At 56.5% G+C, this 25,574-nt stretch carries 27 protein-coding genes; 24 read left to right on the forward strand and 3 right to left on the reverse strand.

Annotation, left to right across the window (positions count from 1 at the left end; genetic code table 11):
- Nucleotides 1-325: 325 nt before the first annotated feature.
- The 8 genes from EV680_RS03470 to EV680_RS03505 all read left to right on the forward strand — a co-directional run bounded on the left by EV680_RS03470 (nucleotide 326) and on the right by EV680_RS03505 (nucleotide 7,447).
- A complete protein-coding gene (locus EV680_RS03470) occupies nucleotides 326-1,645 on the forward strand; it encodes a phosphatase PAP2/dual specificity phosphatase family protein (RefSeq protein ID WP_243650329.1) in 1,320 nt (439 codons plus the stop codon).
- Nucleotides 1,642-2,073 carry a hypothetical protein gene (locus EV680_RS03475; protein ID WP_132953249.1) on the forward strand — a complete coding sequence of 144 codons (432 nt, stop codon included), beginning with the start codon at nucleotides 1,642-1,644 and terminating at the stop codon, nucleotides 2,071-2,073. Before EV680_RS03470 ends, EV680_RS03475 begins: the two co-directional genes overlap by 4 nt.
- A gap of 212 nt (nucleotides 2,074-2,285) precedes the next feature.
- Complete coding sequence (locus EV680_RS03480) at nucleotides 2,286-2,951, forward strand: lysophospholipid acyltransferase family protein (protein ID WP_243650330.1); 666 nt, start codon at nucleotides 2,286-2,288, stop codon at nucleotides 2,949-2,951.
- Nucleotides 2,948-3,922, forward strand: a complete 975-nt coding sequence (locus EV680_RS03485) for a phosphatidate cytidylyltransferase (protein WP_132953251.1) — start codon at nucleotides 2,948-2,950, stop codon at nucleotides 3,920-3,922. Before EV680_RS03480 ends, EV680_RS03485 begins: the two co-directional genes overlap by 4 nt.
- 141 nt (nucleotides 3,923-4,063) lie before the next feature.
- Complete coding sequence (locus EV680_RS03490) at nucleotides 4,064-4,663, forward strand: CDP-alcohol phosphatidyltransferase family protein (RefSeq protein ID WP_132953253.1); 600 nt, start codon at nucleotides 4,064-4,066, stop codon at nucleotides 4,661-4,663.
- 17 nt (nucleotides 4,664-4,680) lie between these two features.
- Complete coding sequence (locus tag EV680_RS03495) at nucleotides 4,681-5,397, forward strand: hypothetical protein (RefSeq protein ID WP_132953255.1); 717 nt, start codon at nucleotides 4,681-4,683, stop codon at nucleotides 5,395-5,397.
- Nucleotides 5,390-7,129: a bifunctional alpha/beta hydrolase/class I SAM-dependent methyltransferase gene (locus EV680_RS03500; protein ID WP_132953257.1), complete on the forward strand. Its 1,740-nt coding sequence runs from the start codon at nucleotides 5,390-5,392 to the stop codon at nucleotides 7,127-7,129. The genes EV680_RS03495 and EV680_RS03500 overlap by 8 nt, the downstream gene beginning before the upstream one ends.
- A 108-nt stretch (nucleotides 7,130-7,237) precedes the next feature.
- Complete coding sequence (locus EV680_RS03505; protein ID WP_132953259.1) at nucleotides 7,238-7,447, forward strand: hypothetical protein; 210 nt, start codon at nucleotides 7,238-7,240, stop codon at nucleotides 7,445-7,447.
- Between the two features lie 2 nt (nucleotides 7,448-7,449).
- Here EV680_RS03505 and mutL read toward each other — a convergent pair whose 3' ends face one another.
- Entirely contained in the window at nucleotides 7,450-9,387 is a 1,938-nt protein-coding gene (mutL, locus tag EV680_RS03510) for a DNA mismatch repair endonuclease MutL (RefSeq protein ID WP_132953261.1), read from the reverse strand.
- A 214-nt stretch (nucleotides 9,388-9,601) separates the two neighbouring features.
- On the opposite strand from mutL, the gene EV680_RS03515 reads away from it, so the two are divergent.
- The 11 genes from EV680_RS03515 (at nucleotide 9,602) to dcd (ending at nucleotide 18,304) form a co-directional block, all read left to right on the forward strand.
- Nucleotides 9,602-9,793, forward strand: a complete 192-nt coding sequence (locus EV680_RS03515; RefSeq protein WP_243650332.1) for a type II toxin-antitoxin system RelE/ParE family toxin — start codon at nucleotides 9,602-9,604, stop codon at nucleotides 9,791-9,793.
- A gap of 21 nt (nucleotides 9,794-9,814) precedes the next feature.
- Complete coding sequence (locus EV680_RS03520; RefSeq protein ID WP_243650331.1) at nucleotides 9,815-10,117, forward strand: HigA family addiction module antitoxin; 303 nt, start codon at nucleotides 9,815-9,817, stop codon at nucleotides 10,115-10,117.
- Nucleotides 10,118-10,161: 44 nt separating this feature from the next.
- Complete coding sequence (locus tag EV680_RS03525; RefSeq protein ID WP_132953263.1) at nucleotides 10,162-10,749, forward strand: LemA family protein; 588 nt, start codon at nucleotides 10,162-10,164, stop codon at nucleotides 10,747-10,749.
- 17 nt (nucleotides 10,750-10,766) lie between these two features.
- Complete coding sequence (locus tag EV680_RS03530) at nucleotides 10,767-12,623, forward strand: M48 family metalloprotease (RefSeq protein ID WP_132953265.1); 1,857 nt, start codon at nucleotides 10,767-10,769, stop codon at nucleotides 12,621-12,623.
- A gap of 163 nt (nucleotides 12,624-12,786) precedes the next feature.
- Complete coding sequence (locus EV680_RS03535) at nucleotides 12,787-13,617, forward strand: amino acid ABC transporter substrate-binding protein (protein WP_132953267.1); 831 nt, start codon at nucleotides 12,787-12,789, stop codon at nucleotides 13,615-13,617.
- A gap of 22 nt (nucleotides 13,618-13,639) precedes the next feature.
- A complete protein-coding gene (locus EV680_RS03540; RefSeq protein ID WP_424580109.1) occupies nucleotides 13,640-14,323 on the forward strand; it encodes an amino acid ABC transporter permease in 684 nt (227 codons plus the stop codon).
- Nucleotides 14,324-14,335: 12 nt separating this feature from the next.
- On the forward strand, nucleotides 14,336-15,088 hold the full coding sequence (locus EV680_RS03545; protein WP_132953269.1) for an amino acid ABC transporter ATP-binding protein: 753 nt from the start codon (nucleotides 14,336-14,338) through the stop codon (nucleotides 15,086-15,088).
- A gap of 107 nt (nucleotides 15,089-15,195) precedes the next feature.
- Complete coding sequence (ung, locus tag EV680_RS03550; RefSeq protein WP_132953271.1) at nucleotides 15,196-15,855, forward strand: uracil-DNA glycosylase; 660 nt, start codon at nucleotides 15,196-15,198, stop codon at nucleotides 15,853-15,855.
- Nucleotides 15,856-15,881: 26 nt separating this feature from the next.
- Nucleotides 15,882-16,514, forward strand: coding sequence for a MarC family protein (locus EV680_RS03555; RefSeq protein ID WP_132953273.1), 633 nt, complete (start codon nucleotides 15,882-15,884; stop codon nucleotides 16,512-16,514).
- 103 nt (nucleotides 16,515-16,617) lie between these two features.
- Nucleotides 16,618-17,517, forward strand: coding sequence for a recombination-associated protein RdgC (locus EV680_RS03560; RefSeq protein WP_132953275.1), 900 nt, complete (start codon nucleotides 16,618-16,620; stop codon nucleotides 17,515-17,517).
- A 220-nt stretch (nucleotides 17,518-17,737) separates the two neighbouring features.
- Nucleotides 17,738-18,304, forward strand: a complete 567-nt coding sequence (gene dcd, locus EV680_RS03565) for a dCTP deaminase (protein ID WP_132953277.1) — start codon at nucleotides 17,738-17,740, stop codon at nucleotides 18,302-18,304.
- Nucleotides 18,305-18,368: 64 nt separating this feature from the next.
- On the opposite strand, the gene EV680_RS03570 is transcribed toward dcd, so the two are convergent.
- Nucleotides 18,369-18,563, reverse strand: coding sequence for a hypothetical protein (locus EV680_RS03570; protein ID WP_132953279.1), 195 nt, complete (start codon nucleotides 18,561-18,563; stop codon nucleotides 18,369-18,371).
- A 169-nt stretch (nucleotides 18,564-18,732) separates the two neighbouring features.
- Nucleotides 18,733-20,184 carry a phospholipase D-like domain-containing protein gene (locus tag EV680_RS03575; protein ID WP_132953281.1) on the reverse strand — a complete coding sequence of 484 codons (1,452 nt, stop codon included), beginning with the start codon at nucleotides 20,182-20,184 and terminating at the stop codon, nucleotides 18,733-18,735.
- Nucleotides 20,185-20,449: 265 nt separating this feature from the next.
- Between EV680_RS03575 and trpA the strand changes: the two genes are divergently transcribed.
- The 5 genes from trpA to EV680_RS03600 all read left to right on the forward strand — a co-directional run bounded on the left by trpA (nucleotide 20,450) and on the right by EV680_RS03600 (nucleotide 25,086).
- Entirely contained in the window at nucleotides 20,450-21,235 is a 786-nt protein-coding gene (trpA, locus tag EV680_RS03580; protein WP_132953283.1) for a tryptophan synthase subunit alpha, read from the forward strand.
- 83 nt (nucleotides 21,236-21,318) lie between these two features.
- Nucleotides 21,319-22,194 (forward strand): acetyl-CoA carboxylase, carboxyltransferase subunit beta, encoded by an 876-nt coding sequence (accD, locus tag EV680_RS03585; RefSeq protein WP_132953285.1) that lies wholly within the window; start codon nucleotides 21,319-21,321, stop codon nucleotides 22,192-22,194.
- A gap of 98 nt (nucleotides 22,195-22,292) precedes the next feature.
- Nucleotides 22,293-22,742 carry a J domain-containing protein gene (locus tag EV680_RS03590; RefSeq protein ID WP_132953287.1) on the forward strand — a complete coding sequence of 150 codons (450 nt, stop codon included), beginning with the start codon at nucleotides 22,293-22,295 and terminating at the stop codon, nucleotides 22,740-22,742.
- Nucleotides 22,743-22,840: 98 nt separating this feature from the next.
- A complete protein-coding gene (locus tag EV680_RS03595; RefSeq protein WP_132953289.1) occupies nucleotides 22,841-23,617 on the forward strand; it encodes a ferredoxin--NADP reductase in 777 nt (258 codons plus the stop codon).
- 167 nt (nucleotides 23,618-23,784) lie between these two features.
- On the forward strand, nucleotides 23,785-25,086 hold the full coding sequence (locus tag EV680_RS03600; RefSeq protein WP_132953291.1) for a tyrosine-type recombinase/integrase: 1,302 nt from the start codon (nucleotides 23,785-23,787) through the stop codon (nucleotides 25,084-25,086).
- Nucleotides 25,087-25,574: the final 488 nt, after the last annotated feature.

Genomic DNA, 25,574 nt, shown 5'->3' on the forward strand with positions numbered 1-25,574 from the left:
ACGCCCTTTTCATCGCTTGCGCGGGTGCGGCAGATATAGTGAAATGCAGGAAAAAAGGACACAAAACTGCATACTGCCACAGCATATTGATTCGGCAATTAAATATTGAACATTTTCAGATGCCGGCAAACAAGCCTTTGGCTTGTTGCCCTCTCCCTAGCCCTCTCCCACGGGAGAGGGAACAGGTTTCTGCTGCGGGCAAGAGGATGTGAATATTCAATAATTAGTTGCCGTATCTATAGGTTGGATTGATAAACCCAAGGTTTCAGACGGCTTGTGGATTTGTTGGGTTTGCAACCGCCGTATTAATTTTAAGGGACACAGCGTGTCAAACATAACGGCAGTTGACGATGGCCGCCGGCCGGGCTTTTATGAAGCGCTGCGGCATTTGCTGTTGATGGGTGCGATTTTCTACAGCACCTACGGCTTGGCCAACCGGCTCGCCGCTGTGCGCGCGCCGGTGGCGGAAATCGCGTTTGCCTGGGAGCGGCAGATTCCGTTTTGGGCGTGGACGATTGTGCCTTATTGGACGCTGAATCTTTTCTATGCGCTGGGCTTTTTTCTGTGCCGCACCCGCTCTGAATTGCGCCGCTATACGGCGCAATTGCTGCTGGCGCAAGCCATTGCGGTGGTGTGTTTTATGGTGTGGCCGCTGCAATTCAGTTGGCCGAAGCCGGAAGCGGCGGGGCTGTCGGGCTGGCTGTTTGCTTCGTTGGCGGCGTTTGACCAGCCTTATAATCAAGCGCCCTCGCTGCATATTATGCTCACGCTGATTGTGGGGCGCTTTTATTGGCCGCGACTGCCGAAGCGCTGGCGCGGGTTGTGGCTGGCGTGGCTGCTGCTGATTGCGCTTTCGGTGCTCACCACTTACCAACATCATTTTATCGATATGCCCACCGGCCTGTGGGCGGGCTTGTTGGTGTGGTGGCTGTTTCCGCAGGCGGGCGGCATGCCTTTGCGGCGCAGCTTGCAGCCGCAGCGGGCGCATAAGCGCTGGCTGGTTTTTTATGCGGGTTTGGTGTTGCTGTTTGCCGGGCTTGCCTGCATGGGCGGAGCGGCTTTGTGGTGGCTGTGGCCGGCCTCGGCCTGCCTTTTGTTGGCTGCCGCTTATGCGGGCTTGGGTGCGCAGGCTTTGCAAAAGCAGGCCGATGGGCGGCACAGCGCGGCGGTGGCTGTGTGGCTGCTGCCTTATTTCATCGTGGTGCGGCTGAATATGGCTTATTGGCTGCGTGGTGTGCCCAAAAGCGTGGCGGTGGCCGAAAATGTGCATGTGGGCAGCATTTTGGCGGCGGCGGAATGTGAAGCGGTGGTGGATGTGTGTGCAGAATATCCGCTGTTCAGACGGCCTGAGCATTATGCCGCCGTGCCGATGCTGGATATGGTGCCGCCGGAATGCGCCGATTTGATACGCGCCGTGCGCCTATTGGAACAAATGCGGCGGGCAGGGCGGCCGGTGTTGGTGTGTTGCGCGCTGGGCTACGGGCGCAGCGCGGCGGTGGTGTTGCTGTGGCTGTGGGCATATGGCGGTTGTGCTGATTTGGATGCGGCGGTGGCGCGCTTGCGGCAGGTGCGGCCGCAGATGGTGTTGCCCGATGCGGTGCGCCAAAGCATTCAGACGGCCAAACGGGAAATGGAGCAGGCATGATGGATTATGAATCCGAACAACAATTGGCCTATACCACGGCGCAATTATTACGCGCTGCGATGTGGGCGGGCGGGCTGAACCTGCTGCTGATGGCGGCGGCGGTTTATCTGGCTGCACCTGCGTGGCTGGCGGCTTTGGCGTTGTTCGCCGGCTCGATAGGCTGCTTTTTGCAACTGCGGCTGGCCTTTGATGCGCGCCTGTTTGCCGGTTTTGCAGAAGGCAGGCAAACGCCGGCGCAGCTGGATGCGGCTTTGTCGGCGCTGGGTTTGCGCAAGGCGGTGGCGCCGCGCAGCATGCAGGCGCGCTGCCGCGGCGCCTTGCGTTTGCTGCGTGTGTGGCTGTGTGCGCTGGCTTTGGAGCTGGTGTTGGTGCTGTGTTTGCTGTTTGCGGCGGCTGTTGCGCCCTTATCGGCATCGCTATCGTTTTGATATTTTGTGTGAATAATTTAAGAAAGGCTGCTCGAAGCTTTTCTTTCAGACGGCCTATGTGGTTGCGGGCTGTTGGTGTGCGCGCCATGTGTATGATTACGCCGTCTTGCGGCTAATCACACCTACGGTGACAAAGGCCGTCTGAAATTTTTTCAGACGGCCTTGCGAACAGACTTTAAGATAAAGCGGTGCGATAAAAAAGGAAACGGGCGATGAGCCGGAAAATATTCACCAGCATGTTGGCGCGCATCATTGATGCTGTGTTGTGTGCGGCCACTTCGTTTATCACCGGTGTGCGCCCCAAGCAGCCGCAGCAGCTCGATTGCCCGAGCGAGGGCACGGTTTTTTATGCCAACCACAACAGCCACGGTGATTTTGTGCTGGTGTGGATTTCGCTGCCCAAGCGCTGGCGCATTCATGCGCGGCCGGTGGCGGGGGCGGATTATTGGCTGCGCGGCAGGCTGCGCCGTTTTGTGATTGAAGAAGTGTTTCGCGGCTTGCTGGTTGAACGTCAAGGCGGCGATCCGCAGCAGATGATTGCGCAGATGGACGAGGCTTTGCAGCAGGGCGATTCGCTGATTATTTTTCCCGAGGGCACGCGCAACACCAGCGACGAAGTGCGTTTGCTGCCGTTTAAAAGCGGCCTTTACCACTTGGCTGCGGCAAATCCGGGCACGGCGTTTGTGCCGGTGTGGCTCAACAATATCAACCGCGTGCTGCCCAAAGGCGGCTTGCTGCCGGTGCCGCTGCTGTGTGAAGTGGCGGTGGGGCCGGCGCTTTATTTAAACGAAGGCGAAGAGAAGGCGGCATTTTTGCAGCGCACGCAGGCGGCGCTTTTGGCTTTGGCGCCCAACGCGGCGGAAAAGGGGGAAACATGAGCATTTTTTCAGACGGCCATGCGGCGGTGCAGGCGTTTAACCCGCAGGCGGGCTGGGTGTTTGCGGCGATTTTCGGGGTGTTGCTGCTGGCCAGCGCGATTGCGGCGGCTTTGAAATGGCGCTTGCACGGGCAGGCCAATGCCACGATTGATAATCTGAATGCGCGCATCAATGCCTGGTGGGTGATGACGGCGGTGTTGCTGCTGGCTTTTTGGCTTGGGCGCATCGGCACGATTGTGTTGTTTTTCTTGGTGTCGTTTGCGGCTTTGCGCGAATTTTTGTCGCTGGTGGAAAGCCGGCGTGCCGACCATCGGGTGATGGTGGTGTGTTTTTATGTGTTGCTGCCGCTGCAATATTGGTTTGTGCTCACCGATTGGTATGGCATGTTTTCGATTTTTATTCCGGTTTATGGCTTTTTGCTGCTGCCGATTATCGCAAGCCTGGGCGGCGACACCGACCATTTTTTGGCGCGCACGGCCAAAATCCAGTGGGCGGTGATGATCAGCATTTTCTGTTTGTCGCATGTGCCGGCTTTGATGAACCTGAAAATCGCCGGCTTTGAAGGGCAGAATATTTTGCTGCTGGTGTTTTTGGTGGCGGTGGTGCAGGCCAGCGATGTGTTGCAATATGTGTGGGGCAAGCTTTTGGGCAAACGCAAAATCATGCCCGCGCTCTCGCCCTCGAAAACGGTGGCGGGCACCGTGGGCGGCATAGCCAGCGCCACGCTCCTGGCCGCCGCGTTCTATCCGATTACGCCGTTTTCCCCTTTTCAGGCGGCCTTAATCGGCTTGATTATCTGCATCATGGGCTTTTTGGGCGGGCTTGTGATGTCGGCCATCAAGCGCGATCGCGGCGTGAAAGATTGGGGCAATCTGATTCACGGCCACGGCGGCATGCTCGATCGGGTGGATTCGGTTTGCTTTGCCGCGCCGGTGTTTTTTCACGTGGTGCGCTATTTTTGGAACGGGTAAAGGTGTGCAGGCCGTCTGAAAGGTTTCAGACGGCCTCAATGCTTTGCCACAGATAAGCAAATGCCGTATGGTTAAACACATCATCACCATTGCTTTCAGACGGCCTCAAGCTTTAATCTCGAGTTTTTTGCAAGGAACAAAATGAGCATTTATGCCTTAAAACCGCGCTTCCAACAATTATTGCGCCCCGCCGTGCGCGCGCTGCACCGGCGCGGCATCAGCGCCAATCAGGTAACGCTGGCGGCTTGTGCAGTGTCGTTGCTGCTGGGCTTGCTGTTGTGCGCTTTGGCGGATTCGCCGCGTTGGTTTTGGCTGCTGCCGCTGTGGTTTTTCCTGCGCATGGCACTCAATGCGGTGGACGGCATGTTGGCGCGCGAATTCGGCCAGCAATCGGCGCTGGGCGGCTATTTAAACGAAATCACCGATGTGGCGGCCGATGCCGCGCTTTATCTGCCGTTTGCCTTTATTGCGCCTTTTGGCGGCCTGCAAATCGGCCTGCTGATTTTTCTGGCGGCGATGAGCGAATTTTGCGGCGTGCTCGGGCAGGTGCACGGCAACGGCCGCCGCTACGACGGGCCGATGGGCAAGAGCGACCGCGCGTTTGTGTTTGGCGCGCTGGCTTTGTGGTATGCGCTCGCGGGCAGCCTGCCCGGCGGGCTCGATGCGGTGATGTGGCTGCTGATTGCGGCATTGCTGTGGACATGCTGGCGGCGCGTGGCCAATGGCTTGAAGGCCGTCTGAAAAAAAGGAGCGTCAAAATGAAACAGCTGATCATTTTCGCCATCTTGATGCCGGCAGCCGTTGCGGCAGAAATGAAGCTGCCGGCCGCTTTGCAGCAAGCCGTGCCGCCGGGCTGGGCGGCCACGCATTATGCAAGCGGCGATTTGAATGGCGACCAACGCGCCGATGCCGCGCTGATTATCCAGCAGCAAAACCCGGCTTTGCGCCTGAAAAACGAAGGCTTGGGCGCGGATGTGCTCGACACCAATCCGCGCCGCCTGCTGGTGTTGGTGCGTGAAAATAAAGGTTATCGCCTGCTGGCGCAATCGCCCGACAGCCTGCTGCCGCCGCAAGCATCACTGGAAGCGCCTTGTCTGCAAGACCCGCTGGATGAAAAGGCGCAAGATGAAGCGGTGATTGGCATCAAACGCGGCAGGTTATGGCTGAATGTGTCTTATTGGCTCAGTTGTGGCAGTTACGAAACGCAGATAAACCGTTACCAATTCCGCTATCAAAACGGTGTAATGCGGCTGATTGGTGCCGATGGCCTGTCTTTTTCCCGTGCCAGTCATGATGAATCATATTACAGTGCTAACTTTTTGAACGGTAAAGTCAAAATGGTTACCGGCGTTAATCAAAGCCGTGCGGAGCACCACCGCCCACGCGAGAGGTGGACGCAGCTTGCCCACACGCCCGAAACCGATTTGCAGCGCATGCAGGCGCTGCCCAACCTTTGGAAAACTGAAGATGACTGAACAGCAACACACCTTCACCACCCGCGACGGCACCGAGCTGTTTTACCGCTACCGCCCCGCCAAAGACGGCAGCAACGATAAAGCCATTGTGCTGTTTCACCGCGGCCACGAGCATTCGGCGCGCATGATGCACATTGCCGATGAAGCCGGCTTGGATGAATTCGCCTATTTCGCTTGGGATGCGCGCGGCCACGGCGAGAGCCCGGGCGAGCGCGGCGACAGCCCGAGCCTGGCCGCATCGGTGGCGGATATTCAGGATTTTTTCGACCACATTCAGACGGCCTGGGGCATTGCACCGCAAAACACCGCCGTGATCGCCCAAAGCGTGGGCGCGGTGCTGGTGAGCACCTGGCTGCATGATTACGCGCCGAAAATCCGCTGCGCCGTGCTGGCTTCACCGGCTTTTAAAGTGAAACTTTATGTGCCCTTTGCCCGCAGCGGCCTGAAGCTGATGCAGAAATGGCGCGGCAATTTTTTCGTGCAAAGCTATGTGAAAGCGCATTATCTCAGCCACGACCCCGCGCGCATCGACAGCTACAACACCGACCCGCTGATTGCGCGCGCTATTTCGGTGCGCATTTTGCTGGGGCTTTACGATGCGGGCGAACGTGTGGTGGCCGATGCCGCCGCCATCACCACGCCGATACAGCTATTGATTTCAGGCAGCGATTGGGTGGTGCACCACCGGCCGCAACACGATTTCTACAACCGCTTGGGCAGCCGCATCAAAGAGCGCCATGTGCTCAAAGGCTTTTATCACGACACCTTGGGTGAAGCCGGACGCGAGCAGGCTTTTGCGCATATCCGCCGCTTTATCCGCGCGTGCTTTGCCGGGCCTTATGCCCAAACCGATGTCACCGATGCGCATATCCACAGCGCGAGCCGCCGCGAAGCCGATGAATTGGCCACGCCGCTGTCGCCGTTTACGCCGCGCGGCGCTTATTGGGCGGCGCAGCGCCGCTTTACCCGCTTGGGGCGGCATTGGTCAACCGGCGTGAAGCTCGGCGTGGACACGGGCTTCGATTCGGGCAGTACACTCGATTATGTGTATCAAAACCGGCCGCAAGGCCGCAACGCTTTCGGGCGCGCCATCGACCGCTATTATCTCGATGCCGTCGGCTGGCGCGGTATCCGCCAACGCAAAGCCAATATCGGCCAAGCCATTCAGACGGCCACGCAGCATTTGCGCGAAAAAGGCAAACCCGTGCACGTGCTCGATATCGCATCGGGGCACGGCCGCTATGTGCTCGATGCGCTCGCCGCCGAAGCCCTGCCCGAGAGCGTGCGCCTGCGCGACTACAGCCCGATTAATGTAGCCGCCGGGCAAGCCTTGATTGCCGAGCGCGGCTTGCAAAGCACCGTATCGTTTGAAGAAGCAAATGCCTACGATCGCGCCAATTATCAAAACCTCAACCCGCGTCCCACCTTGGGCATTGTGTCGGGTTTGCACGAATTATTTCCCGATAACGATTTGATTTTGCAGTCGCTCTATGGCTTCGGCGATGCGATTGAGCCCGGCGGCTATTTGATCTACACCGGCCAGCCGTGGCACCCGCAGCTCGAAATGATCGCCCGCTGCCTCTCCAGCCACCGCGAAGGGCAGGATTGGGTGATGCGCCGCCGCAGCCAGCAGGAAATGGATCAATTAGTGGAAAAAGCCGGCTTTGAAAAAGTGCGCCAATGGATAGATGGTGATGGCATTTTCACCGTGAGCTTGGCGGTGAAAAAATAAAGTTTGCGGGATAATGTGGGCGTTGACGCATGTGCAGCCAAACGGCTTGATGGCTTGCCAGATTGCTTTAGGCCGTCTGAAACTTTTTCATTCAGACGGCCTTTCAGTATGGCTTTGCTGCCCGCACAACAAGAAGCCGTAGGTCGGATTCTCGAATCCGACGCTTGTTCGCAGAACAAGATTTGCGGGGCTGAGATAAATGTCGGATACAAGTATCCGACCTACGACTTGTTCGCAGAACAAGATATTTTTGGTCTTGGCGGCAAATATCGGATACAAGTATCCGATTTGCGCACTTTTTCAGACGGCCTGACATGACATCACTGCCCGCGCAAAAACAAGGCGTCTAATTCTTTGAGGGTGAGCTTCACCCAAGTTGGGCGGCCGTGGTTGCATTGGTTGCTGCGCGGGGTGCGCTCCATGTCGCGCAGAAGCGCGTTCATTTCGGGCAGGGTGAGCTTGCGGCCGGCGCGCACGGAGCCGTGGCAGGCCATGGTGCTTAAAATGGCGTTTTCGCGCGCTTCCAGGCTCTGGGCGCTGCCGTGTTGGGCGATTTCGTGCAACATGCTGCGCGCCAGCGCGGCCACGTCGCTTTTGCCGAGCATTTGCGGCACGGCGCGCACGGCGAGGGTGTTGCCGCCGAGGCTGGAAAGGTCAAGCCCGTATTCGCGCAAGGTGTCGCCATGATCGGCCAGTGCGGCGGCTTCTTCGTGGCTGGCGGCAAAGGTGACGGGTATCAGCAATTGCTGGCTGGCGATTTGGCGGTTTTCTTGGCGTTGGGCTTTCATTTTTTCGTAATTCACGCGCTCGGCGGCGGCGTGCATGTCGATTAACAGCAGGCTCTCTTCGGCTTGCGCGAGAATGTAGATGCCCAATAATTGGGCGATGGCAAAGCCCAGCGGCGGGGTGTTGTGCGCTGCTTCATGGCCGTCTGAAAAGTTTTCAGACGGCCTGTCGGCATAGCCGAAGCGGGCTTGCTCGAGCTGGCTTAATTCAGCATCGTTATCCGGGTTTTGCGGTTCGCGCCGGTAAAGTTCGGCGTAGGTGTTGAGCGCGGCTTGGCTTTCGCGCAGGGAAAGGCTGCGCTGTTGCGGGCGTGCGGCGGGGGAATAGGCGGCGGGCGCGGATTTGCCGCTGCTGAGTCCGCCGAAGTTGTTGGGTTGCGGTGTGTGCATGTTGAGGCCGTCTGAAAGGCTTTCAGACGGCCTCTGCACGCCCAACATTTCGTGCAGCACTTGGCCGGCATTGCCCACGCTCTCGGTTTGGTCTGCGCGGGTGTGGGCAAGCGCTTTGTTAAGGGTGTGAAACACCAATTGGTGCACGGCCTGGCTGTCGCGAAAGCGGATTTCGGTTTTGGTGGGGTGCACATTGGCGTCGACATTTTCGGGCGGCAAATCGAGAAACAGCACAAAAGCGGGTGTGAGCGCTTGGTGCAGCACATCGCGGTAGGCTTGTTTCACCGCATGCATCATTACTTTGTCGCGCACGAAACGGCGGTTGACAAAACAATATTGCTGGCTGCTTTTGCCTTTGGCAAACGTGGGTTTGGCAATCACGCCGCTTAGGCGCATGAGGCCTTCGCCGCTGTCGATTTCAAGCGAGGCTGCTTGAAAATCTTCGCCCACCACCGCGGCCACGCGCTCGTGCAGGCTTTGGGCGGGGTAGTGAAACACGGCTTTGTCGTCGCGTTTGAGTGAAAAAGCGATGTGCGGGTGGGCCAGCGCCAGGCGCTCGAGCATGGTGGCGCAATGGGCGTATTCGGTGTTTTCAGACTTAAGAAATTTGCGCCGCGCCGGCGTGTTGAAAAACAATTCGCCCACTTCCACGGTGGTGCCCACAGGATGCGCCGCCGCGCCGCCGGGGTGCAGCTTGCCGTCGGCCGCGCTGATGCGCCGGGCGTGGCTGCTTTCGGCGCGGCGGCTGGTGAGGGTGAGACGGGAAACCGAGGCGATGCTGGCCAAACCTTCGCCGCGAAAGCCCATGCTGGCCACATGTTCCAAATCGGTGAGGCTGGCGATTTTGCTGGTGGCGTGGCGGGAAAGCGCCAATTCGATATCGTCGGCATGAATGCCCGCGCCGTTGTCGGTGACGCGGATCAGCTTGATGCCGCCGCCGGATAGCTCGACGTTGATTTCATCCGCCCCCGCATCAATGCTGTTTTCCACAATTTCTTTCAAGGCATTGGCGGGGCGCTCCACCACTTCGCCGGCGGCAATTTGGTTGACAAGATGGTCGGGCAGGGCGGCGATGCGGTTCATAAGGCGGCTCGGTGAATAGGGGAAAGGGTTCAGACGGCCTGTATTATAGCTGATTGGGGTGCGAATGAAATGTTTGGTAATATCAATAACGTTTGACGTTATTAACGGGTTTCGTTATTATTTGGCGATGATTACCGAATTCTACTGCAAAGACACCAAAGCCCTGTTTCAAGGCAGGCGGGTGAAACGGTTTGCCAATATTGAAGCGGTAGCGATGCGCAAACTGCAACAATTGAATGCCGCTGCGGATTTGAGTTTTTTGAAAATACCGCCCGGCAATCGTTTGGAAGCGTTGAAAGACAACCGGCAGGGTCAGCACAGCATCCGCATCAATGATCAATGGCGGATTTGCTTTATCTGGGCAAACGGCCATGCCTGCTGTGTTGAAATTGTGGATTATCATTAAAGAATCAGGAAAGGCAAATTAATGATGAATATGCGAGAAATACCTTTGGCCCATCCCGGCGAAATTCTGCTGGAAGATTGGCTCAAGCCGATGAATATCAGCCAATATGCTTTGGCCAAAGCCATCGATGTGCCGCCGCGCCGTATCAACGAAATCGTGAAAGGCAAGCGCGCAATCACGGCCGACACGGCTTTGCGGCTGGCTGCTTTTTTCAACACCGATGCGCAAAGCTGGCTGAACCTGCAAAGTCATTACGATGCAGAAAACACACGGGTGGCGATTGCCGAGCAATTGAAGCATATCCATCCTTATCATATGGCGTAAACAAGGCCGTCTGAAACCATTAATATTTTACAAAGGGGAATCATATGGGCATTTTAGTGGCTTTATTGCTGTTGGCCGTGCTGGTGTTGTGGCCGGCGTGGCTTTACAACAAACTGGTGGCCGCCAAAAACCTTTATCTCAATGCGTTTGCGCAAATTCAGGTGCAGCTGAAGCGGCGGCACGATTTGGTGCCCAATCTGGTGGAAGCGGTGCGCGCTTATTTGGGGCACGAGCGCGGCACGCTTGAGGCAGTGACGCAGGCGCGCGCCGGTGCCGATCAGGCTTTGCGCGCGGCGGCGGCCAATCCGGGCGCTTCTTCGCTCGAAGCGCTCGCCCACAGCGAAACCGCGCTCAACAGCGCTTTGCGCGGCCTTCATGTGGCGATTGAAGCCTATCCCGAATTGAAAGCCGACCAAAGCGTGATGCAGCTGAGCGAAGAATTGGGCAGCACCGAAAACCGCGTGGCTTTTGCGCGCCAGGCTTATAACGATGCGGTGATGGATTACAACACCTTGCGCCAATCGTTTCCGGCCAATCTGTTAGCCGATTTTTTCGGCCACAAGAAAAACGCCGCCTTGCTGCAATTTGACGATGCCGCCGAAATCCAAGCGGCACCGCGCGTGCGTTTGTAAGCAGCGGGGCAGCCTTGATGCGGTTTTTTAAAGGGCAGGCGCAGGCACGGCGCTACACTTTGTGGCTGGTGTGGCTTTATGTGGCGGCCTTGTCGCTCACGGTGGCGGCGCTCACTTGGGCGGTAGGGCTGTTTTTGCGCGAGGATGCCGGTGCGCTGCAATACGGGCTGATTGCTGCGGCGTGGTCGGCGCTAATGCTGGGCGCGAGTGCCTGGCGTTTGCGCGAATTGTCGGGCGGCGGCGAGGTGGTGGCCGAAGCGCTGGAAGGCGCGCGGCTTTATGCGCCGGCCTCTGCGGCCGAGCGGCGGCTGATGAATGTGGTGGAAGAAATGGCGCTGGCGGCGATGATGCCGGTGCCGAAAGTGTATCTTCTGCCCGATGGCAGCATTAATGCATTTGCCGCCGGCACCACGCCGGCCAATGCCGTGATCGGCGTTACCCGCGGCGCGTTGCAACAGCTCGACCGCGCCCAATTGCAAGCGGTGGTGGCGCATGAATTCAGCCACATTGCCAATGGCGATATGCGCCTGAATATGCGCCTCACCGGCTGGCTGTTTGGCTTGCAGCTGATTACCGTGTGCGCCCGCTGGCTGATGTTTGGCACGGATTTGCTCGATTATCGGCAAAAAGGCCGTCTGAAACCGCGCCGCGACACATCGGCCAACGAGGCCGAAGCGGCGGTGGCCGGCTGTATGGTGTCGCTGCCGCTCACGTTTTTGGGCGGGCTGCTGATGCTGATCGGCGGCCTCGGCAACGTGCTGGCGGGCTGGATACAGGCGGCGATTTGCCGCCAGCGCGAATTTTTGGCCGATGCTTCGGCGGTGCAGTTTACCCGCCAAACCGAAGGCATGGTGGGCGCGCTGCACAAAATCGCCGTGGTGCCGCGCCAGCGCCTGCATTCGTGGCATGCTGCCGAATATGCGCATTTTATGTTTGGCAGCATTCACGAGCCGGATATTTTCGACAAGCTCGCCGCCACCCATCCGGCCACCATCGAGCGCATCCGCCGTTTAAGCCCGTTTCGGGCGCGCCAGTTGGCCGATGAAATCGACCATGCCGCTGCCGGCGGCATGCAATATGAAGGCTGGCTCGGTTTTGCGCAGGTGCGCCGCGAAGCTTCGTGGGCGGATGCCGAAGCAGAAGCGCTGGAAAACGAACACGAAGCGCGCGCCGCCGCCATGCGCCGGCGCATCGAAGCTTTCCGCCCCGGCGCAGCCACACGCAGCGCCGCCTGGCAGCGCACCGCGCCGCGCGCCTGGCGCTCGGCCGCCGGCGACGGCGAGCGGCTGCCGCTTTTGGCCGGGCTGATGCTGGCCGGCGAAATGGACGTGCCCGAAGCGCTTCGGCAGCAATGGCTGCTGCACAATCCGCTGCGGCAAGACACGCTGGCGCGCTTGGTGCAACACATGCCGGCGCCGGCAGATTATATCGACACATTGGATGAGATGCTGCCGCAAGCCGCTGCCGATGAGATGCTGGCCGAGCTGTGGCAAGATGCCGACGCGGCTTTTACCGCCAATGAGCAACCCACGTTGATGCAGGCTTGCGTGTGGCTGCTGTTGTGGGTTTATGCGGGCGCTAAAAATGCAGAGGGGCAGGGCGGCGGTGTGCAAGGCGATGCTGTTCAAATCGCAGCGTTTACTGCCGAAGTGTTGGCTGCGCCGCTGCAAACGGCATCGGTGCGGCTGCCGCAGCAGCGTTGGCAAAATATTCAAGCTGCATTGAATGATGCGGCTGCGTTGCCCGAGCCTGAGCGCCGCCGCATTTTGGCCGATTGCATTCAGATTGCCGAAGCATCGCCCGATTTATTGCGTGCGCAAATATGGCTTTATACGCTGCGGGTGGCGTGGGATTTGCCCTCAGAGGCCGTCTGAAAGCCAAGCAGCTTGATTTCGGTGTGTTGTGGCGGTGATTCCTTTATATAAATACAGGCTCAGCATGGCTTGCGCTTATAAACAGCGGTTCTTTGTGTTTGCCGCGCGCATATCGTACAATATTTGTTTTATTGGGTAAGATTGTTCACAAAAAGGTGTGTTTATGTTGAAAAAATTCGTTTTGGGCGGCGTGGCCGCTTTGGTGTTGGCCGCGTGCGGCAACGAGGGCGGCAGCGCCGCGCAATCGGCCGCTTCTGCGCCGGCAGCAGCGGCCGAGGGCAGCCTGTTGGCGCGCATCGACAATAAAGGCACTGTTACCGTGGGCACCGAAGGCACATATGCCCCCTTCACTTATCACGATGAGAGCGGCAAGCTCACGGGCTACGATGTGGAAGTCACCCGCGCGGTGGCCGATAAATTGGGCGTGAAGGTGGATTTCAAAGAAACCCAATGGGATGCCATGCTAGCGGGCTTGAAAGCCGGCCGCTTCGATATCGTGGCCAACCAGGTGAGCCTGACCACGCCCGAGCGCCAAGCCACTTTCGACAAATCGGCCGACTACAGCTATTCGGGCCCGATGGCGCTCACACGCCAAGATGATCAGCGCATCAAAACGCTGGCCGATGTGAAAGGTTTGTCTTCCGCGCAATCCTTGAGCAGCAATTATGGCGAAATGGCCGAAAAAGCCGGTGCCAAAATCGTGCCGGTCGACGGCATGGCGCAAGCGCTGGCGTTGGTGCAGCAAGGCCGCGCCGATTTTACTTTTAACGATTCGCTCGCGCTGCTCGATTATCTGAAGAAAAATCCCAATTCCGGCCTGCAAGTGGCCTGGACTGCGCCTGCCGATGAAAAAATCGGTGCCGGTTTTATTGTGAACAAAGGCAACGATGAAGCGCTGGCCAAAATCAGCGGCGCGGTGGAAGAATTGCGTGCAGACGGCACTTTGAAAAAGCTGGGCGAACAATTTTTTGGTGTAGATGTCAGTGTTAAATGAGTTATTGAGCACCCTGCCGTTTATGACCGAGGCCCGCGCGGCCTTGGTGATAAACGCTTTTTGGCCGATGGTGAAAGCGGGCTTTTTATATTCGATTCCGCTGGCCATCGTTTCTTTTTTCCTCGGCCTGATTATTGCCGTGGGCGTGGCATTGCTGCGCGTGGTGCCGGCCGGCGGCTGGCTGCACAAGCTTGCGCTGCTGCTGGTGAAATTTTATGTGTCGGCCATACGCGGCACGCCGATGCTGGTGCAGCTGATGATTGTGTTTTACGGCCTGCCCGCCATCGGCATTCGGCTGGATCCGCTGCCCACCGCCATTGTGGGCTTTTCGCTCAACATCGGCGCTTATGCCTCGGAAACCATACGCGCGGCGATTTTGTCGGTGCCCAAAGGGCAGTGGGAAGCCGGCTTTTCCATCGGCATGACTTATATGCAGACCTTTCGCCGCATCATCATGCCGCAGGCTTTCCGCGTGTCGGTGCCGCCCTTGAGCAACACCTTTATCAGCCTGTTTAAAGACACCTCGCTCGCTTCTGTGGTGACCATCACCGAGCTTTTCCGCGTGGCGCAGCAAATCGCCAACGCCAGCTATGATTTCTTGCCGGTGTATATCGAGGCCGGGCTTGTGTATTGGGTGTTTTGCTTTTTCCTCTTTATCGCCCAGGCGCGTATCGAAAAACGCCTCGACCGCTATGTGGCGAAATAAGGAGCCTGCACGATGATTAAAATCCGCAATATCCACAAAGCATTCGATGGCAACCCAATTTTGCGCGGCATTGATTTGGATGTAGACAAAGGCAATGTGGTGGTGATTCTCGGCCCTTCCGGCTCCGGCAAAACCACTTTTCTGCGCTGCCTCAACGCGCTGGAAATGCCTGAGCAGGGCATGATTGAATTTAGCGGTGAAGCGCCGCTGAAAATCAACTTTGCCGGGCATCCGTCGAAAAAAGACATTTTGGCGCTGCGCCGCAAAACCGGCATGGTGTTTCAGCAATATAATCTTTTTCCGCACAAAACCGCGCTGGAAAACGTGATGGAAGGGCCGGTGGCGGTGCAGGGCAAAAGCGTGGCCGAGGCGCGCGAGCAAGCGCTTTTGCTGCTGCAAAAAGTGGGCTTGGGCGACAAAACCGATCTTTATCCTTATCAGCTCTCCGGCGGCCAGCAGCAGCGCGTAGGCATTGCGCGGGCATTGGCCATTGCGCCCGAATTGTTGCTGTTTGACGAGCCCACTTCCGCGCTCGACCCCGAGCTTGTGCAAGATGTGCTCGACACCATGAAAAATCTGGCGCAAGAGGGTTGGACCATGGTGGTGGTGAGCCACGAAATCAAATTCGCACTCGATGTGGCCACCAAAGTGGTGGTGATGGACGGCGGCGTGATTGTGGAGCAGGGCGCGCCCGAAGAATTGTTCCGCAATCCGCAACACGAGCGCACCCGCCGCTTCTTGCAGCAGATTCGCGCCGAAGCTTGAATGGGTTTGAATGAAAGGCCGTCTGAAAAAGCCAAATGCTTTCAGACGGCCTTTGCGTATGGGCAAACATGTTATGATAACGCGCATTGTTTAAACGGAATATCGCAATGAATACTTGGAGCGAAGCGCTGGGCGAGGAAAAGCAGCAGCCTTATTTCCGGCAGATTTTGGACACCGTCAAAGCAGAGCGTGAGAGCGGGCAAGTCATTTACCCGCCGGCACACGATGTGTTCAATGCTTTCAAAGCCACCGAATTCAATCAGGTGAAAGTGGTGGTATTGGGGCAAGACCCATATCACAACGAAGGGCAGGCGCACGGTTTGTCGTTTTCGGTGCGCCCCGATGTGCAGATTCCGCCCTCACTGCAAAACATTTATAAAGAATTGGCCGAAGATATCGCCGGCTTTCAAATGCCCGCGCACGGCTATTTGCAGCATTGGGCCGAGCAAGGCGTGTTGCTGCTCAACGCCGTGCTCACCGTGCGCGCGCATCAGGCGCATTCGCATGCCAGACTTGGTTGGGAAACCTTTACCGACAAGGTAATCCGCCAATTAGCCGATGAGCGCGAGCATTTGGTGTTTATCTTGTGGGGCAGCCACGCGCAGAAAAAAGGCGCGTTTATCGATCGCACGCGCCATTTGGTGATTGCTTCGCCGCATCCGTCGCCGCTTTCGGCCTATCGCGGCTTTTTCGGCAGCAAACCTTTTTCCCGTACCAACGCCTATTTGCAGGCACACGGGCATACGCCGATTGATTGGCAAGTGTGAGTTTTTAATTTTAAGGCAGCAAAAATATGGATTATCTGCACCAATTCGGCCTGGCCTTTATGGCTTTTTTCGCCATTATGAACCCTGTGTCCAGCCTGCCCGTGTATATCAGCCTCACCGCTGGTGATGATGAAGCCACGGCCAAAGCAGTGGCGCGCAAAGGCTTGCTGATTGCGTTCGGCATTATTGTGGTGTTTGCTTTGGGCGGGCGCTATATCTTTGAAATGTTCGGCATGACGCTGCCGGCTTTGCGGCTGGCCGGCGGCGCGTTGGTGTTTTTGATTGGCTTTCATATGCTGCAAGGGCAGCATTCGGCGGTGCATCATCCGCCTGCCGGCGAAGCGGCTGCCTGCGGCGATAAACTGGGCGTGGCCGTGTCGCCGCTGGCCACGCCGCTGCTGGCCGGCCCCGGTACCATTGCCACCGCCATGAATTTGTCGGCGCACGAAGCGCCTGTCAACACATTAATCACCATCGCCGCCTTTGCGCTACTGTGTTTGATTACTTATGTGCTGTTTGTATACGGCAAAACATTGGTGCGCCTGCTGGGGCAAAGCGCCATGAATGTGATGACGCGCATGATGGGGCTGATTTTGGCGGTAATCGGTGCGCAAATGCTGATTGCCGGCGTGCAAGGCGCGTTTCCCGGCTTGAAATAGCCCGCATGTTTTGCAGGCAATGAGGCCGTCTGAAAGCGCAGCGCGGTGTTTCAGACGGCCTCATTGCTGTATAATCCGGCGGTTTGACCTTGAGGACGATACCATGTGGTTTAAGCAAATCAGTTTTTATCCGCTCAACACCGCCAAGCTGCCCGAGTTGGACACGCTGGCCGACAAGCTCGCTGCTGCCGAATTTGCGCCCTGCATGGGTTTGGACTGGTTTAGTGAGGGTTTTGCCGCGCCTGTGGCGTTTTCACCCGAATTGGTGTTTCCCGCTGATTACACGTGGCGCGTGGCCTTGAAAAAAGAAGAAAAAGTGCTGCCCGCCGGCGTGATACGCGATATTCTCGACGAGCGTGTGGTGGAAATTCAAAATGCCGAAGCGCGCAATGTCGGGCGCAAAGAAAAGCAAGAATTAAAAGAGCAGATTACCGATGATTTGCTGCCGCGCGCCTTTACCCGCAGCAGCCGCAGCCAAGCGATTTTCGACACCAAACACGGCTATTTGCTGGTGAACAATGCTGCCGCGGCCAAGGCGGAAAACCTGCTCACCAAGCTGCGCGAAGCCTTGGGCGGATTGGAAGCCAGCCTGCCCAACACCAAACAATCGCCCGGCAGCCTGATGACCGACTGGCTTTTGCGCGGCGCGGCCGAAGGCGGCTTCGAGCTTGATAGCGATTGCGAGCTCAAAGGCGTGGGCGATGTGGTGCCCACGGTGAAAGTGTCGAAGCAGGATCTCACCGCCGATGAAGTGGTGCAGCATGTGAAAAACGGCAAAACCGTTACCCAGCTCGGCCTGACTTGGCGCGAGCAAATCAGCTTCATCCTCACCCAAGATTTCACACTGAAGCGCATTCAATATCTGGATGTGTTGCAAGAAGAAGCCGAAGGGCACGGCGATGATGCGGCCAGCCTGATGTTTGCTTCGCAAATTCTGATGACCGAAGCCTTGAGCACCATGCTCGATGAATTGGTGTCATACTTGGGCGGCTGGCAGGAATAGGCTGTAATAGGCCGTCTGAGAACCTGTTTGCGCTTTTTTTTTACCGCCTGTTTCGGCACGGACGTGGCATCATAAAAAATCGTGAGCAGGTTTTGAAGCCGCGCCATAGCAATGGTGCCGGCGGCGCAGAACGATTGCGCTGCATGCCGCTTTTTCTTAGAATAAGTTTTTTGATTCCAACCATTCCCGCCCGTGCGGGAGCAGCCGCAGGGAAACCGAAATGAGCATTAAATCCGACAAATGGATACGCCGCATGAGCGAAGAGCACGGTATGATCGAGCCCTTCGAGCCCACGCAGATTAAAGAAGCCAACGGGCAGAAAATCATTTCCTACGGCACCTCGAGCTACGGCTACGATATTCGTTGTGCCAATGAATTCAAGATTTTCACCAATATCAACAGCACCATTGTCGACCCGAAAAATTTCGACCCGAAAAATTTCGTTACCGTGGAAGACGATTGCTGCATTATCCCGCCCAATTCGTTTGCGCTGGCGCGCACGGTGGAATATTTCCGCATTCCGCGCAACGTGCTCACCGTGTGTTTGGGCAAATCCACTTATGCGCGCTGCGGCATTATTGTGAACGTGACGCCGTTTGAGCCGGAGTGGGAAGGCTATGTGACGCTGGAATTTTCCAACACCACGCCGCTGCCGGCCAAAATTTACGCGGGCGAAGGCGTGGCGCAGGTGCTGTTTTTTGAAAGCGACGAAGTGTGTGAAACTTCCTATAAAGACCGCAAAGGCAAATATATGGGCCAAACCGGCGTGACCTTGCCGAAAACCTGAGCAAGATTTACAGGCATGGAAAAGGCCGTCTGAAACGTTTCAGACGGCCTGATTTTTTATTCGCTTAAGAGTGCACTTTTCCGGAAAGATGCGCATCTTTTTGAATCGGCAGATGCTTGCCTTTTTCAGGATATTGCACCTCAAGCAGATTTTCACGGCTGAATGCGTGCTTGATTTGTGCGGCAACATCGGGGTTGACCTGCAGATAGTAAATTCCGCCAACAACGGCCGCAGCGAGTATGAAAACGCTGATACGCATAGTTGTTTCCTTTTTATTTTTAAATACAAAAGTGAGCACTACAGCCCCAGCATACAAAAATGCCGTCTGAAATGTGGGGAAAACATTCAGACGGCATTTAAAACGGCTAAACGGTATGCTTGTTAAACAACGTTATAGTTGAGCGGTAGTGTATTGTGTTTGAACGGTATTATGGTTTGCGCCGCTTGAATTCGGCAAGCTGCTTGATGGCATGCAAAGCGGCGGAAAGCCCGCCCACCACCAAAATCAGCAGCAGCGGCCACATCACAATCTGCGGCACAAACCACAACAAAAGCGCCAGCAGCAACACGCCGATGCCGATGGAAAGATAAGCCCAGGCTTCCGACTCATCCACCACGCGCGTGCCCGAAATGCCGGTGTCGAAAGCGTGGCTCAGCTGCATGGCCTGGCGCATCACGCTTTTGGCCTGGCCTTTGTGCAGGCGGGCAAAGCCGCGAAACATGCGCTCGCGCTCTTCTTTGAGCTCGGCATGAGCCTGCTCGTTTAGAATCACTTCGGTGGCGTGGTTTAAATCGTTGATAAAAGCGCGCTCCAGCTGGTAAACCGTGGCGGGGTCTTCAATGGAAATATCCAGCTCGCGGTTGGCATACCAGCTGGAAAAATTGAGATTGGTGCTGCCCACACGCGCCCATTGGCCGTCTACCAGCGCGGTTTTGGCGTGTATCATGGTGCCGTCCCACTCAAACACGCGCACGCCCGCATCGAGCAGGCTGCGGTATTGCGTGCGCGACACCGTGCCTATCCATTTGATGTCGGAAGTGCGCGGCACCAAAATGCGCACGTCCACACCGGCTTTGGCCGCATTGATGAGCGCCTGCACATACATGCGCGTGGGCATGAAATAAGCATCGGTGATCCACAGGTTTTGCGTGGCCAGGCCGATGATGTTGAGATCGAACCGCATGGTGTTGATGTTGGCCGGCGTGGTGGCGAGCCCGCGGGCGCGCGTGCTGCCCGCGGGCATGGCGTCTTCATTCTCATAGCGCTTGAGCGGCGGCATGGTGCCGCCTTGCGATATCAGGGTGTCTTCAAACGCGGCCAACACATCTTGCACAATCGGCCCTTGCAGCGCCAAGCCGGTGTCGCGCCAGGCTTCGATGCCTTTGGCCGGCTTGCCCTCCCACGCGGCGGAAATGCACAAGCCGCTCACAAAAGCGGTGTGCTCGTCGATAATCAGCGATTTGCGGTGGTTGCGCGAAAAAAGGCCGATGCCGGCGGTCCAGGCGGGCGGGTTGTAAGGGCGCACTTCTGCGCCTGCTTCAATCAGCGGCTTGAAAAAACCGCGCACATGCGCATTGAGGCTGCCCAACCAGTCATACACCAGCGCCACTTTCACGCCTTTGGCCAGCTTGTCGAGCAAAATGGCGCGGATGCGGCGGCCGAACTCATCGGGCGCGAAGATATACATTTCGATGCACACCGATTCTTGCGCCGCGCGCAAAGCCGCTTCCCAAGCGGGAAAATTTTCGGTGCTGTCGAGCAGCACTTCGATGCGGTTGCCGTAGCGCGAATGCGAGCCGGCAGCGCGGCTCATCACTTGCTCGATTAAGGCATTGCGGGTTTTCGGTGCGGTAGGGGGGAGGAGGGTGTCGGTAGTCATGCGCCCGATTATAAAGGCGAAAGCGCGCGGCGGCACGCTGTTTGCCACGGCTTTGGGGGCGGCTTGTGTGTAAAATATCGTTACAGGCCGTCTGAAAGCGGTGTTATACTCAAGGCTTTGAGTGCCTGGCGCTTTGTGCGGCAGGCCGTCTGAAACCCATCAAAAATAACTTTACTGCGTTGCCGCTTTGCTTGTTATCTGTATTGTTTGCGGCCCGCTCTTGTAAGCTTGCTTTTTTGAACGGGTATGAAACACGGGCAGAGCCATGAGCAGAATCCAAACCACTTTCGAGCAACTAAACGGCAGCAAAGCCTTAGTGAGCTACATCACCGCCGGCGACCCTGATTTGCGCACCACGCTCTCGCTGATGCACAGCTTGGCGGCAAACGGAGCCGACATCCTTGAATTGGGCATTCCGTTTTCCGACCCGATGGCCGATGGCCCCACCATACAGCGCGCCGCCGAGCGTGCGCTCGCGCAGGGCGTGTCGCTCAAAGATGTGCTCGCGCTGGTGGCTGAGTTCCGCCAAAGCAATGCCGCCACGCCGGTGGTGTTGATGGGTTATCTCAATCCGGTGCACAAAATGGGCTATACCGCTTTTGCCCAAGCGGCCGCCGCAGCGGGCGTGGACGGCGTGCTCACCGTGGATTCGCCGGTGGAAACCATTGCGCCCTTGCATGAAGCGCTCAAACAGCAAGGCATAGACTGCATTTTTCTGGTAGCACCCACCACCACCGAAGCGCGTATCCAAACCATTGCTTCGCTGGCCAGCGGTTTTGTGTATTATGTGTCGCTCAAAGGCGTAACCGGCTCGGCGCAGTTGGATACCGAAGCCGTTTCGCGTAAAATAGAGCTTTTGCGCAAACACATCGATATTCCGATCGGCGTGGGTTTTGGTATCAGCGATGCCGAAAGTGCGCGCAAAATCGCCACTGTGGCCGATGCCGTGATTGTGGGTAGCCGCATTGTGAACGAAATCGAGCGCAACCCCGGCAACGAAGCCGCCGCCGCCGGCGCGCTGGCCAAAACATTGAAAAACGCCATCAGCTGAAAAATCAGGGCGCTTTTTCACCCTTTCCAAAGGCCGTCTGAAAGATAGAGGCCGGCCGTTTGAACACATTTAAGGAGCCATCCGTGAGCTGGTTAGATAAAATTTTACCCCCGAAAATCAAGCGCGACGACAGCACTTCTTCTGTGGTGCCCGAAGGCTTGTGGAGCAAATGCCCGTCGTGTTCGGCCACTTTGTATGCCACCGATTTGCAGCAAAACAGCTATGTGTGCCCCAAATGCGGCCACCACAATGCCCTGAGCGCGCGCGAGCGCCTCAATCTGCTGCTCGATGAGCAAGGCCGCGAAGAAATCGGCGCCCAAATCAAACCGGTAGACATTCTTAAATTCAAAGACAGCAAAAAATACCCCGAGCGCCTCACCGCTGCGCGCAAGCTCACCGGCGAAGACGATGCCATGGTGGTGATGAAAGGCAGCATGAACGGCTTGCCGGTGGTGGTGGCGGCTTTTGAATTCCGCTTTATCGGCGGCTCGATGGGCTCGGTGGTGGGCGAGCGTTTTGTTGAAGGCGTGCGCCGTGCCGCTGCCGACGGCTGCTCGTTTATCTGCGTGTCGGCTTCCGGCGGTGCGCGCATGCAGGAAGGCCTGAATTCTTTGATGCAGATGACCAAAACCAGCGCTTCGCTGCATTTGCTTAGCGAAAAAAGCCTGCCGTTTATTTCCGTGCTCACCGACCCGACCATGGGCGGCGTGTCGGCCAGCTTTGCCTTTTTGGGCGATGTGGTGCTGGCCGAGCCTAATGCGCTGATTGGCTTTGCCGGCCCGCGCGTGATTGAGCAAACCGTGCGCGAAACCCTGCCCGAAGGCTTTCAACGCGCCGAATTTTTGCTGGAAAAAGGCGCCATCGATCAAATTGTCGACCGCCGTGAAATGAAGCAGCGCATTTGCAGCCTGATTACTTTGCTGCGCCGCCAAGATGCCGTAAACCATGATGCGGCTTGATAGGCTGCTTTATTGAATCAATCAAGCGAAAAGCCGTCTGAACGTTTTAGACGGCTTTTGCTATAATCGGCTTTTCTTTTCAGGCCATGCAGGCTTTTATGTCCAAACGCATACGCACCCACTACGATAATCTGAAAGTGGCGCCGGATGCCCCGATAGAGGCTATCCGCGCGGCGTATCGTTTGCTCTGCAAAAAATACCATCCCGACCAAAACCGCCATAATCCCGATGCCCACCGCATCATGAGCCTGGTCAACCGCTCTTATCAAGTGCTTTCCGATCCCGAGCGCCGCCGCGCCCACGATGAATGGATTGCCGCACAACAAAGCGGGCACGAGCCCGAAACCATCGCCAGCCCCATGCCGGCGCACCATCAAAAAGCCGCTGAGCCGCTGCCCGTGGCCAAACTTTTGCTGTGGCTCACGCTGCTGGCTGCCCTGATTGGCGCGCTGGCTTGGTTTGCCGCCCATCAGCGCAAAAGCGACCCATTGGCACCTGCGCACCCGCAAACGCACCAACAAAGCGCACCCGCCAAACCGCAATCATAACGCAAACACAGATTTCCCCATAAATCGCATGGTTATGTTTCAGACGGCCTTACAGTATAATCAAGGCCGTCTGAACCATTTGAAATCACGAGCACAGCATGGCCGCGCCACCCGAAGCCAAATACACCGAAGAAACCCTATTGTGGGTGAAGCACCACACACACAAGCTGATCACCTTTGCCATCACCCGCCCCGAAGCCTACCGCTTTGCCGCCGGCCAATTTTCACGGCTGGGCTTTCATGATGGACAAGGTTTTATTTGGCGCGCCTATTCCGTGGTGTCTGCCGAATATGCCGACACGCTCGAATACTTCGCCGTGCTGATCGAAGCGGGGCCTATGAGCGCCAAATTTGCCGAAATGAAGGCCGGTGACACAATGCTGCTCGATAAAAACGCCACCGGCTTTCTGCTGCCCGAGCGCTTTGCCGACGGGCGCGATTTAATCATGCTCTGCACCGGCTCCGGCATCGCCCCGTTTTTATCCATTTTGCAGCAGCCCGACATCTGGCAGCGCTTCGAGCGGCTGGCGCTGGCGCATTCCGTGTCGCATGCCGACGAGCTGATTTTCAACCAAACCATCGCCGACTTGAAACACCACCCGCTGATTGAAGAATATTTCCATAAGCTCAGCTTTGTGCCCGTTACCACCCGCAGCCCCGGCGGCCAACTGCACGGCGCGCGCCTGCCTGAATTGCTGGCAAACGGCGATTTAGCGCGCGCCTTCAACATCGATTTCACCCCTGAAAACAGCCGCTTTATGATTTGCGGCAACCCCGAAATGGTGAAGGACACCTTCAAAACCCTGCTCGATATGGGCTTTGCCATGCACCGCAACAAAGTGCCCGGGCAGATTATGATGGAAAACGGGTTTTAAGAAATTTGACAATCTATAGCAATCTATGCATATCTAAAAAATATGATTTAATACAGTATGTTATAAAAATATATAGGTTGATATTGTCTACAATAATCTACACGAATCTACCCCAAGCGACCGTAAAAAGTGGGTAAAAAAGTGGGTAAAATTTTTTGGGTGTTTGAATGGCTGGCAAAGACAAGCTGACGCAGCGGCAAATTGAAACCGCAAAGCCAAAAAATAAGCCTTATCGTTTGGCGGATGGCGCGGGGTTGTTTTTGCTGGTGTCTGTGCATGGCGGCAAATCATGGCAAAAGCGCTATAAATCCAACGATGGCATAGAGCGGATATATTCTATCGGCACTTTTCCGCAAGTTTCCCTGAAAGAAGCACGGGCGGCTAATTTTGAGCTGGCAAGGCAGCTTAGGGGTGGTATTGACCCGATGGCGGAGAAGCAGGCCATTAAGCGCATGGAGCGGCTGGAGAGGGAAAACGGCAAGAGCCTGACCGAAGTAGGGCAGACGTGGCTTGCAAGCCGTGCAGGCGCGGTGGCGCAAAACACGCTGAACGGTGACCGCATGAGCTTGGCGCATATTGAAATCTTCTTTGCGGCGAATGCCAATATCAACGATGTGGACGCGCAGGCGTTGGCGGAATTTGCCGAGTGGCTGAATCACAAGAATATCCCCGCCCGCGCCAAGCGCACCATGCAGATTGTGGGGCAGATTTGGGATTTTGCCGTGAACAAGGGCTTAATCAGCCAAGAGCGGCGCAATCCTGTAGACACCGCAAAGCTGCTGCTGGCCAAACACACCAGCAACCCCGAGCCGCATTTACCAGCGGCGGAGTTGACGGCCTTTTTCCACGCCCTGCAAACCAGCGCGGATATTCACCCGATAACCCGCTATCTGCTGTTATTCAATGCGCTGCTGGCACCGCGTAAAAGCGCATTGAGCAAGAGCCGTTGGGAGAATATTGATTTTGAACGGCGCATTTGGTTTATGCCCGATGAAGATATGAAGATGGGCAATGATTTTCTGATACCGCTGGCCGATTGGCCGCTGGCGCTGCTGCAAGAGCTGCATACCATCACAGGCCATCAAGCCTATCTGTTTCCGCCCTTGCGCCGTGGTGTGGGCGGCAATGCCTATATCAGCCAAAAGGTGGGCAACGTGGCGATTAAGCGGCTGGGCTTTGATGGCAGCCATGCGGGTAAATCCAACGCGTCTATGCACGGCTTCAGGCACACCATGACCAATATTTGCGCCATCAACGGCAAAGACGTTCTAACCACAGACTTGGCGCTTGGGCATATCCAGCGTTCGGCGTTGAAAAAGCAGGGCATGGATTCTTTAGCCCACTACCTGACGGCGGCAGAGTTCCGCTTTGAAGAGCGGCGCGAACTGGCCGCATGGTATAGCGGCTTTCTGAAACAGCGGTATGACGAGGCGGCGGCGATTGTGGCGGCTGAAAACGGTAGAAAATAGTGTTATTGTCTTGTGTAAAGACACAAACTTGTCTATTAATAAATTGATTTTATTGAAAAAAATTTTATTAAAAATCAAAAGTACCGTAAAAAGTACCGTAAATTTGTCAAAGTCACACGCTTTTTCGGTTTTTCGGCGGCTTTGTAGGCCGTCTGAAAACGGGAATACACCAGCAAGGGAGTGAAGACGATGTTTATATTTCGGCTGATGGTTTGGCTTGCGCATGGCTTTTTTCTTGTTATCGGGTTGTTTATGCTGTTTTTGGCTTGGCAAGCATGGGGCTGGAAGTTTGTAGCGGTTATGGTGCTGGTGTTGGCTGTGGGCGCGGTGCTTGAATACAAATGGCCGTCTGAAAAGCGCAAAGGCGGTTAAAGGCCGTCTGAAATCGCTGCCAGTTGGTTGCTGTGGAATTGTATAGGTTGACATGGTGCACTAATTTGGTTAAATTATGCCAAACTGTTTTACTTGCGTTTGCAGCAAGCCCAGCC

It is taken from the genome of Uruburuella suis (assembly GCF_004341385.1).
In the GTDB taxonomy this organism is placed as follows: Bacteria; Pseudomonadota; Gammaproteobacteria; order Burkholderiales; family Neisseriaceae; genus Neisseria; species Neisseria suis.

Coding starts and splice junctions, on each gene's coding strand:
- EV680_RS03575 (WP_132953281.1), bottom strand. CDS start 20,184: ATGACTACCGACACCCTCCTCCCCCCTACCGCACCGAAAACCCGCAAT.
- dcd (WP_132953277.1), top strand. CDS start 17,738: ATGAGCATTAAATCCGACAAATGGATACGCCGCATGAGCGAAGAGCAC.
- EV680_RS03555 (WP_132953273.1), top strand. CDS start 15,882: ATGGATTATCTGCACCAATTCGGCCTGGCCTTTATGGCTTTTTTCGCC.
- EV680_RS03540 (WP_424580109.1), top strand. CDS start 13,640: ATGACCGAGGCCCGCGCGGCCTTGGTGATAAACGCTTTTTGGCCGATG.
- trpA (WP_132953283.1), top strand. CDS start 20,450: ATGAGCAGAATCCAAACCACTTTCGAGCAACTAAACGGCAGCAAAGCC.
- EV680_RS03505 (WP_132953259.1), top strand. CDS start 7,238: ATGGCTTTGCTGCCCGCACAACAAGAAGCCGTAGGTCGGATTCTCGAA.
- EV680_RS03475 (WP_132953249.1), top strand. CDS start 1,642: ATGATGGATTATGAATCCGAACAACAATTGGCCTATACCACGGCGCAA.
- EV680_RS03525 (WP_132953263.1), top strand. CDS start 10,162: ATGGGCATTTTAGTGGCTTTATTGCTGTTGGCCGTGCTGGTGTTGTGG.
- EV680_RS03590 (WP_132953287.1), top strand. CDS start 22,293: ATGTCCAAACGCATACGCACCCACTACGATAATCTGAAAGTGGCGCCG.
- EV680_RS03495 (WP_132953255.1), top strand. CDS start 4,681: ATGAAACAGCTGATCATTTTCGCCATCTTGATGCCGGCAGCCGTTGCG.
- EV680_RS03490 (WP_132953253.1), top strand. CDS start 4,064: ATGAGCATTTATGCCTTAAAACCGCGCTTCCAACAATTATTGCGCCCC.
- EV680_RS03600 (WP_132953291.1), top strand. CDS start 23,785: ATGGCTGGCAAAGACAAGCTGACGCAGCGGCAAATTGAAACCGCAAAG.
- EV680_RS03500 (WP_132953257.1), top strand. CDS start 5,390: ATGACTGAACAGCAACACACCTTCACCACCCGCGACGGCACCGAGCTG.
- mutL (WP_132953261.1), bottom strand. CDS start 9,387: ATGAACCGCATCGCCGCCCTGCCCGACCATCTTGTCAACCAAATTGCC.
- EV680_RS03485 (WP_132953251.1), top strand. CDS start 2,948: ATGAGCATTTTTTCAGACGGCCATGCGGCGGTGCAGGCGTTTAACCCG.
- EV680_RS03545 (WP_132953269.1), top strand. CDS start 14,336: ATGATTAAAATCCGCAATATCCACAAAGCATTCGATGGCAACCCAATT.
- EV680_RS03515 (WP_243650332.1), top strand. CDS start 9,602: ATGCGCAAACTGCAACAATTGAATGCCGCTGCGGATTTGAGTTTTTTG.
- EV680_RS03480 (WP_243650330.1), top strand. CDS start 2,286: ATGAGCCGGAAAATATTCACCAGCATGTTGGCGCGCATCATTGATGCT.
- EV680_RS03560 (WP_132953275.1), top strand. CDS start 16,618: ATGTGGTTTAAGCAAATCAGTTTTTATCCGCTCAACACCGCCAAGCTG.
- EV680_RS03520 (WP_243650331.1), top strand. CDS start 9,815: ATGATGAATATGCGAGAAATACCTTTGGCCCATCCCGGCGAAATTCTG.
- EV680_RS03530 (WP_132953265.1), top strand. CDS start 10,767: ATGCGGTTTTTTAAAGGGCAGGCGCAGGCACGGCGCTACACTTTGTGG.
- EV680_RS03570 (WP_132953279.1), bottom strand. CDS start 18,563: ATGCGTATCAGCGTTTTCATACTCGCTGCGGCCGTTGTTGGCGGAATT.
- EV680_RS03535 (WP_132953267.1), top strand. CDS start 12,787: ATGTTGAAAAAATTCGTTTTGGGCGGCGTGGCCGCTTTGGTGTTGGCC.
- EV680_RS03595 (WP_132953289.1), top strand. CDS start 22,841: ATGGCCGCGCCACCCGAAGCCAAATACACCGAAGAAACCCTATTGTGG.
- ung (WP_132953271.1), top strand. CDS start 15,196: ATGAATACTTGGAGCGAAGCGCTGGGCGAGGAAAAGCAGCAGCCTTAT.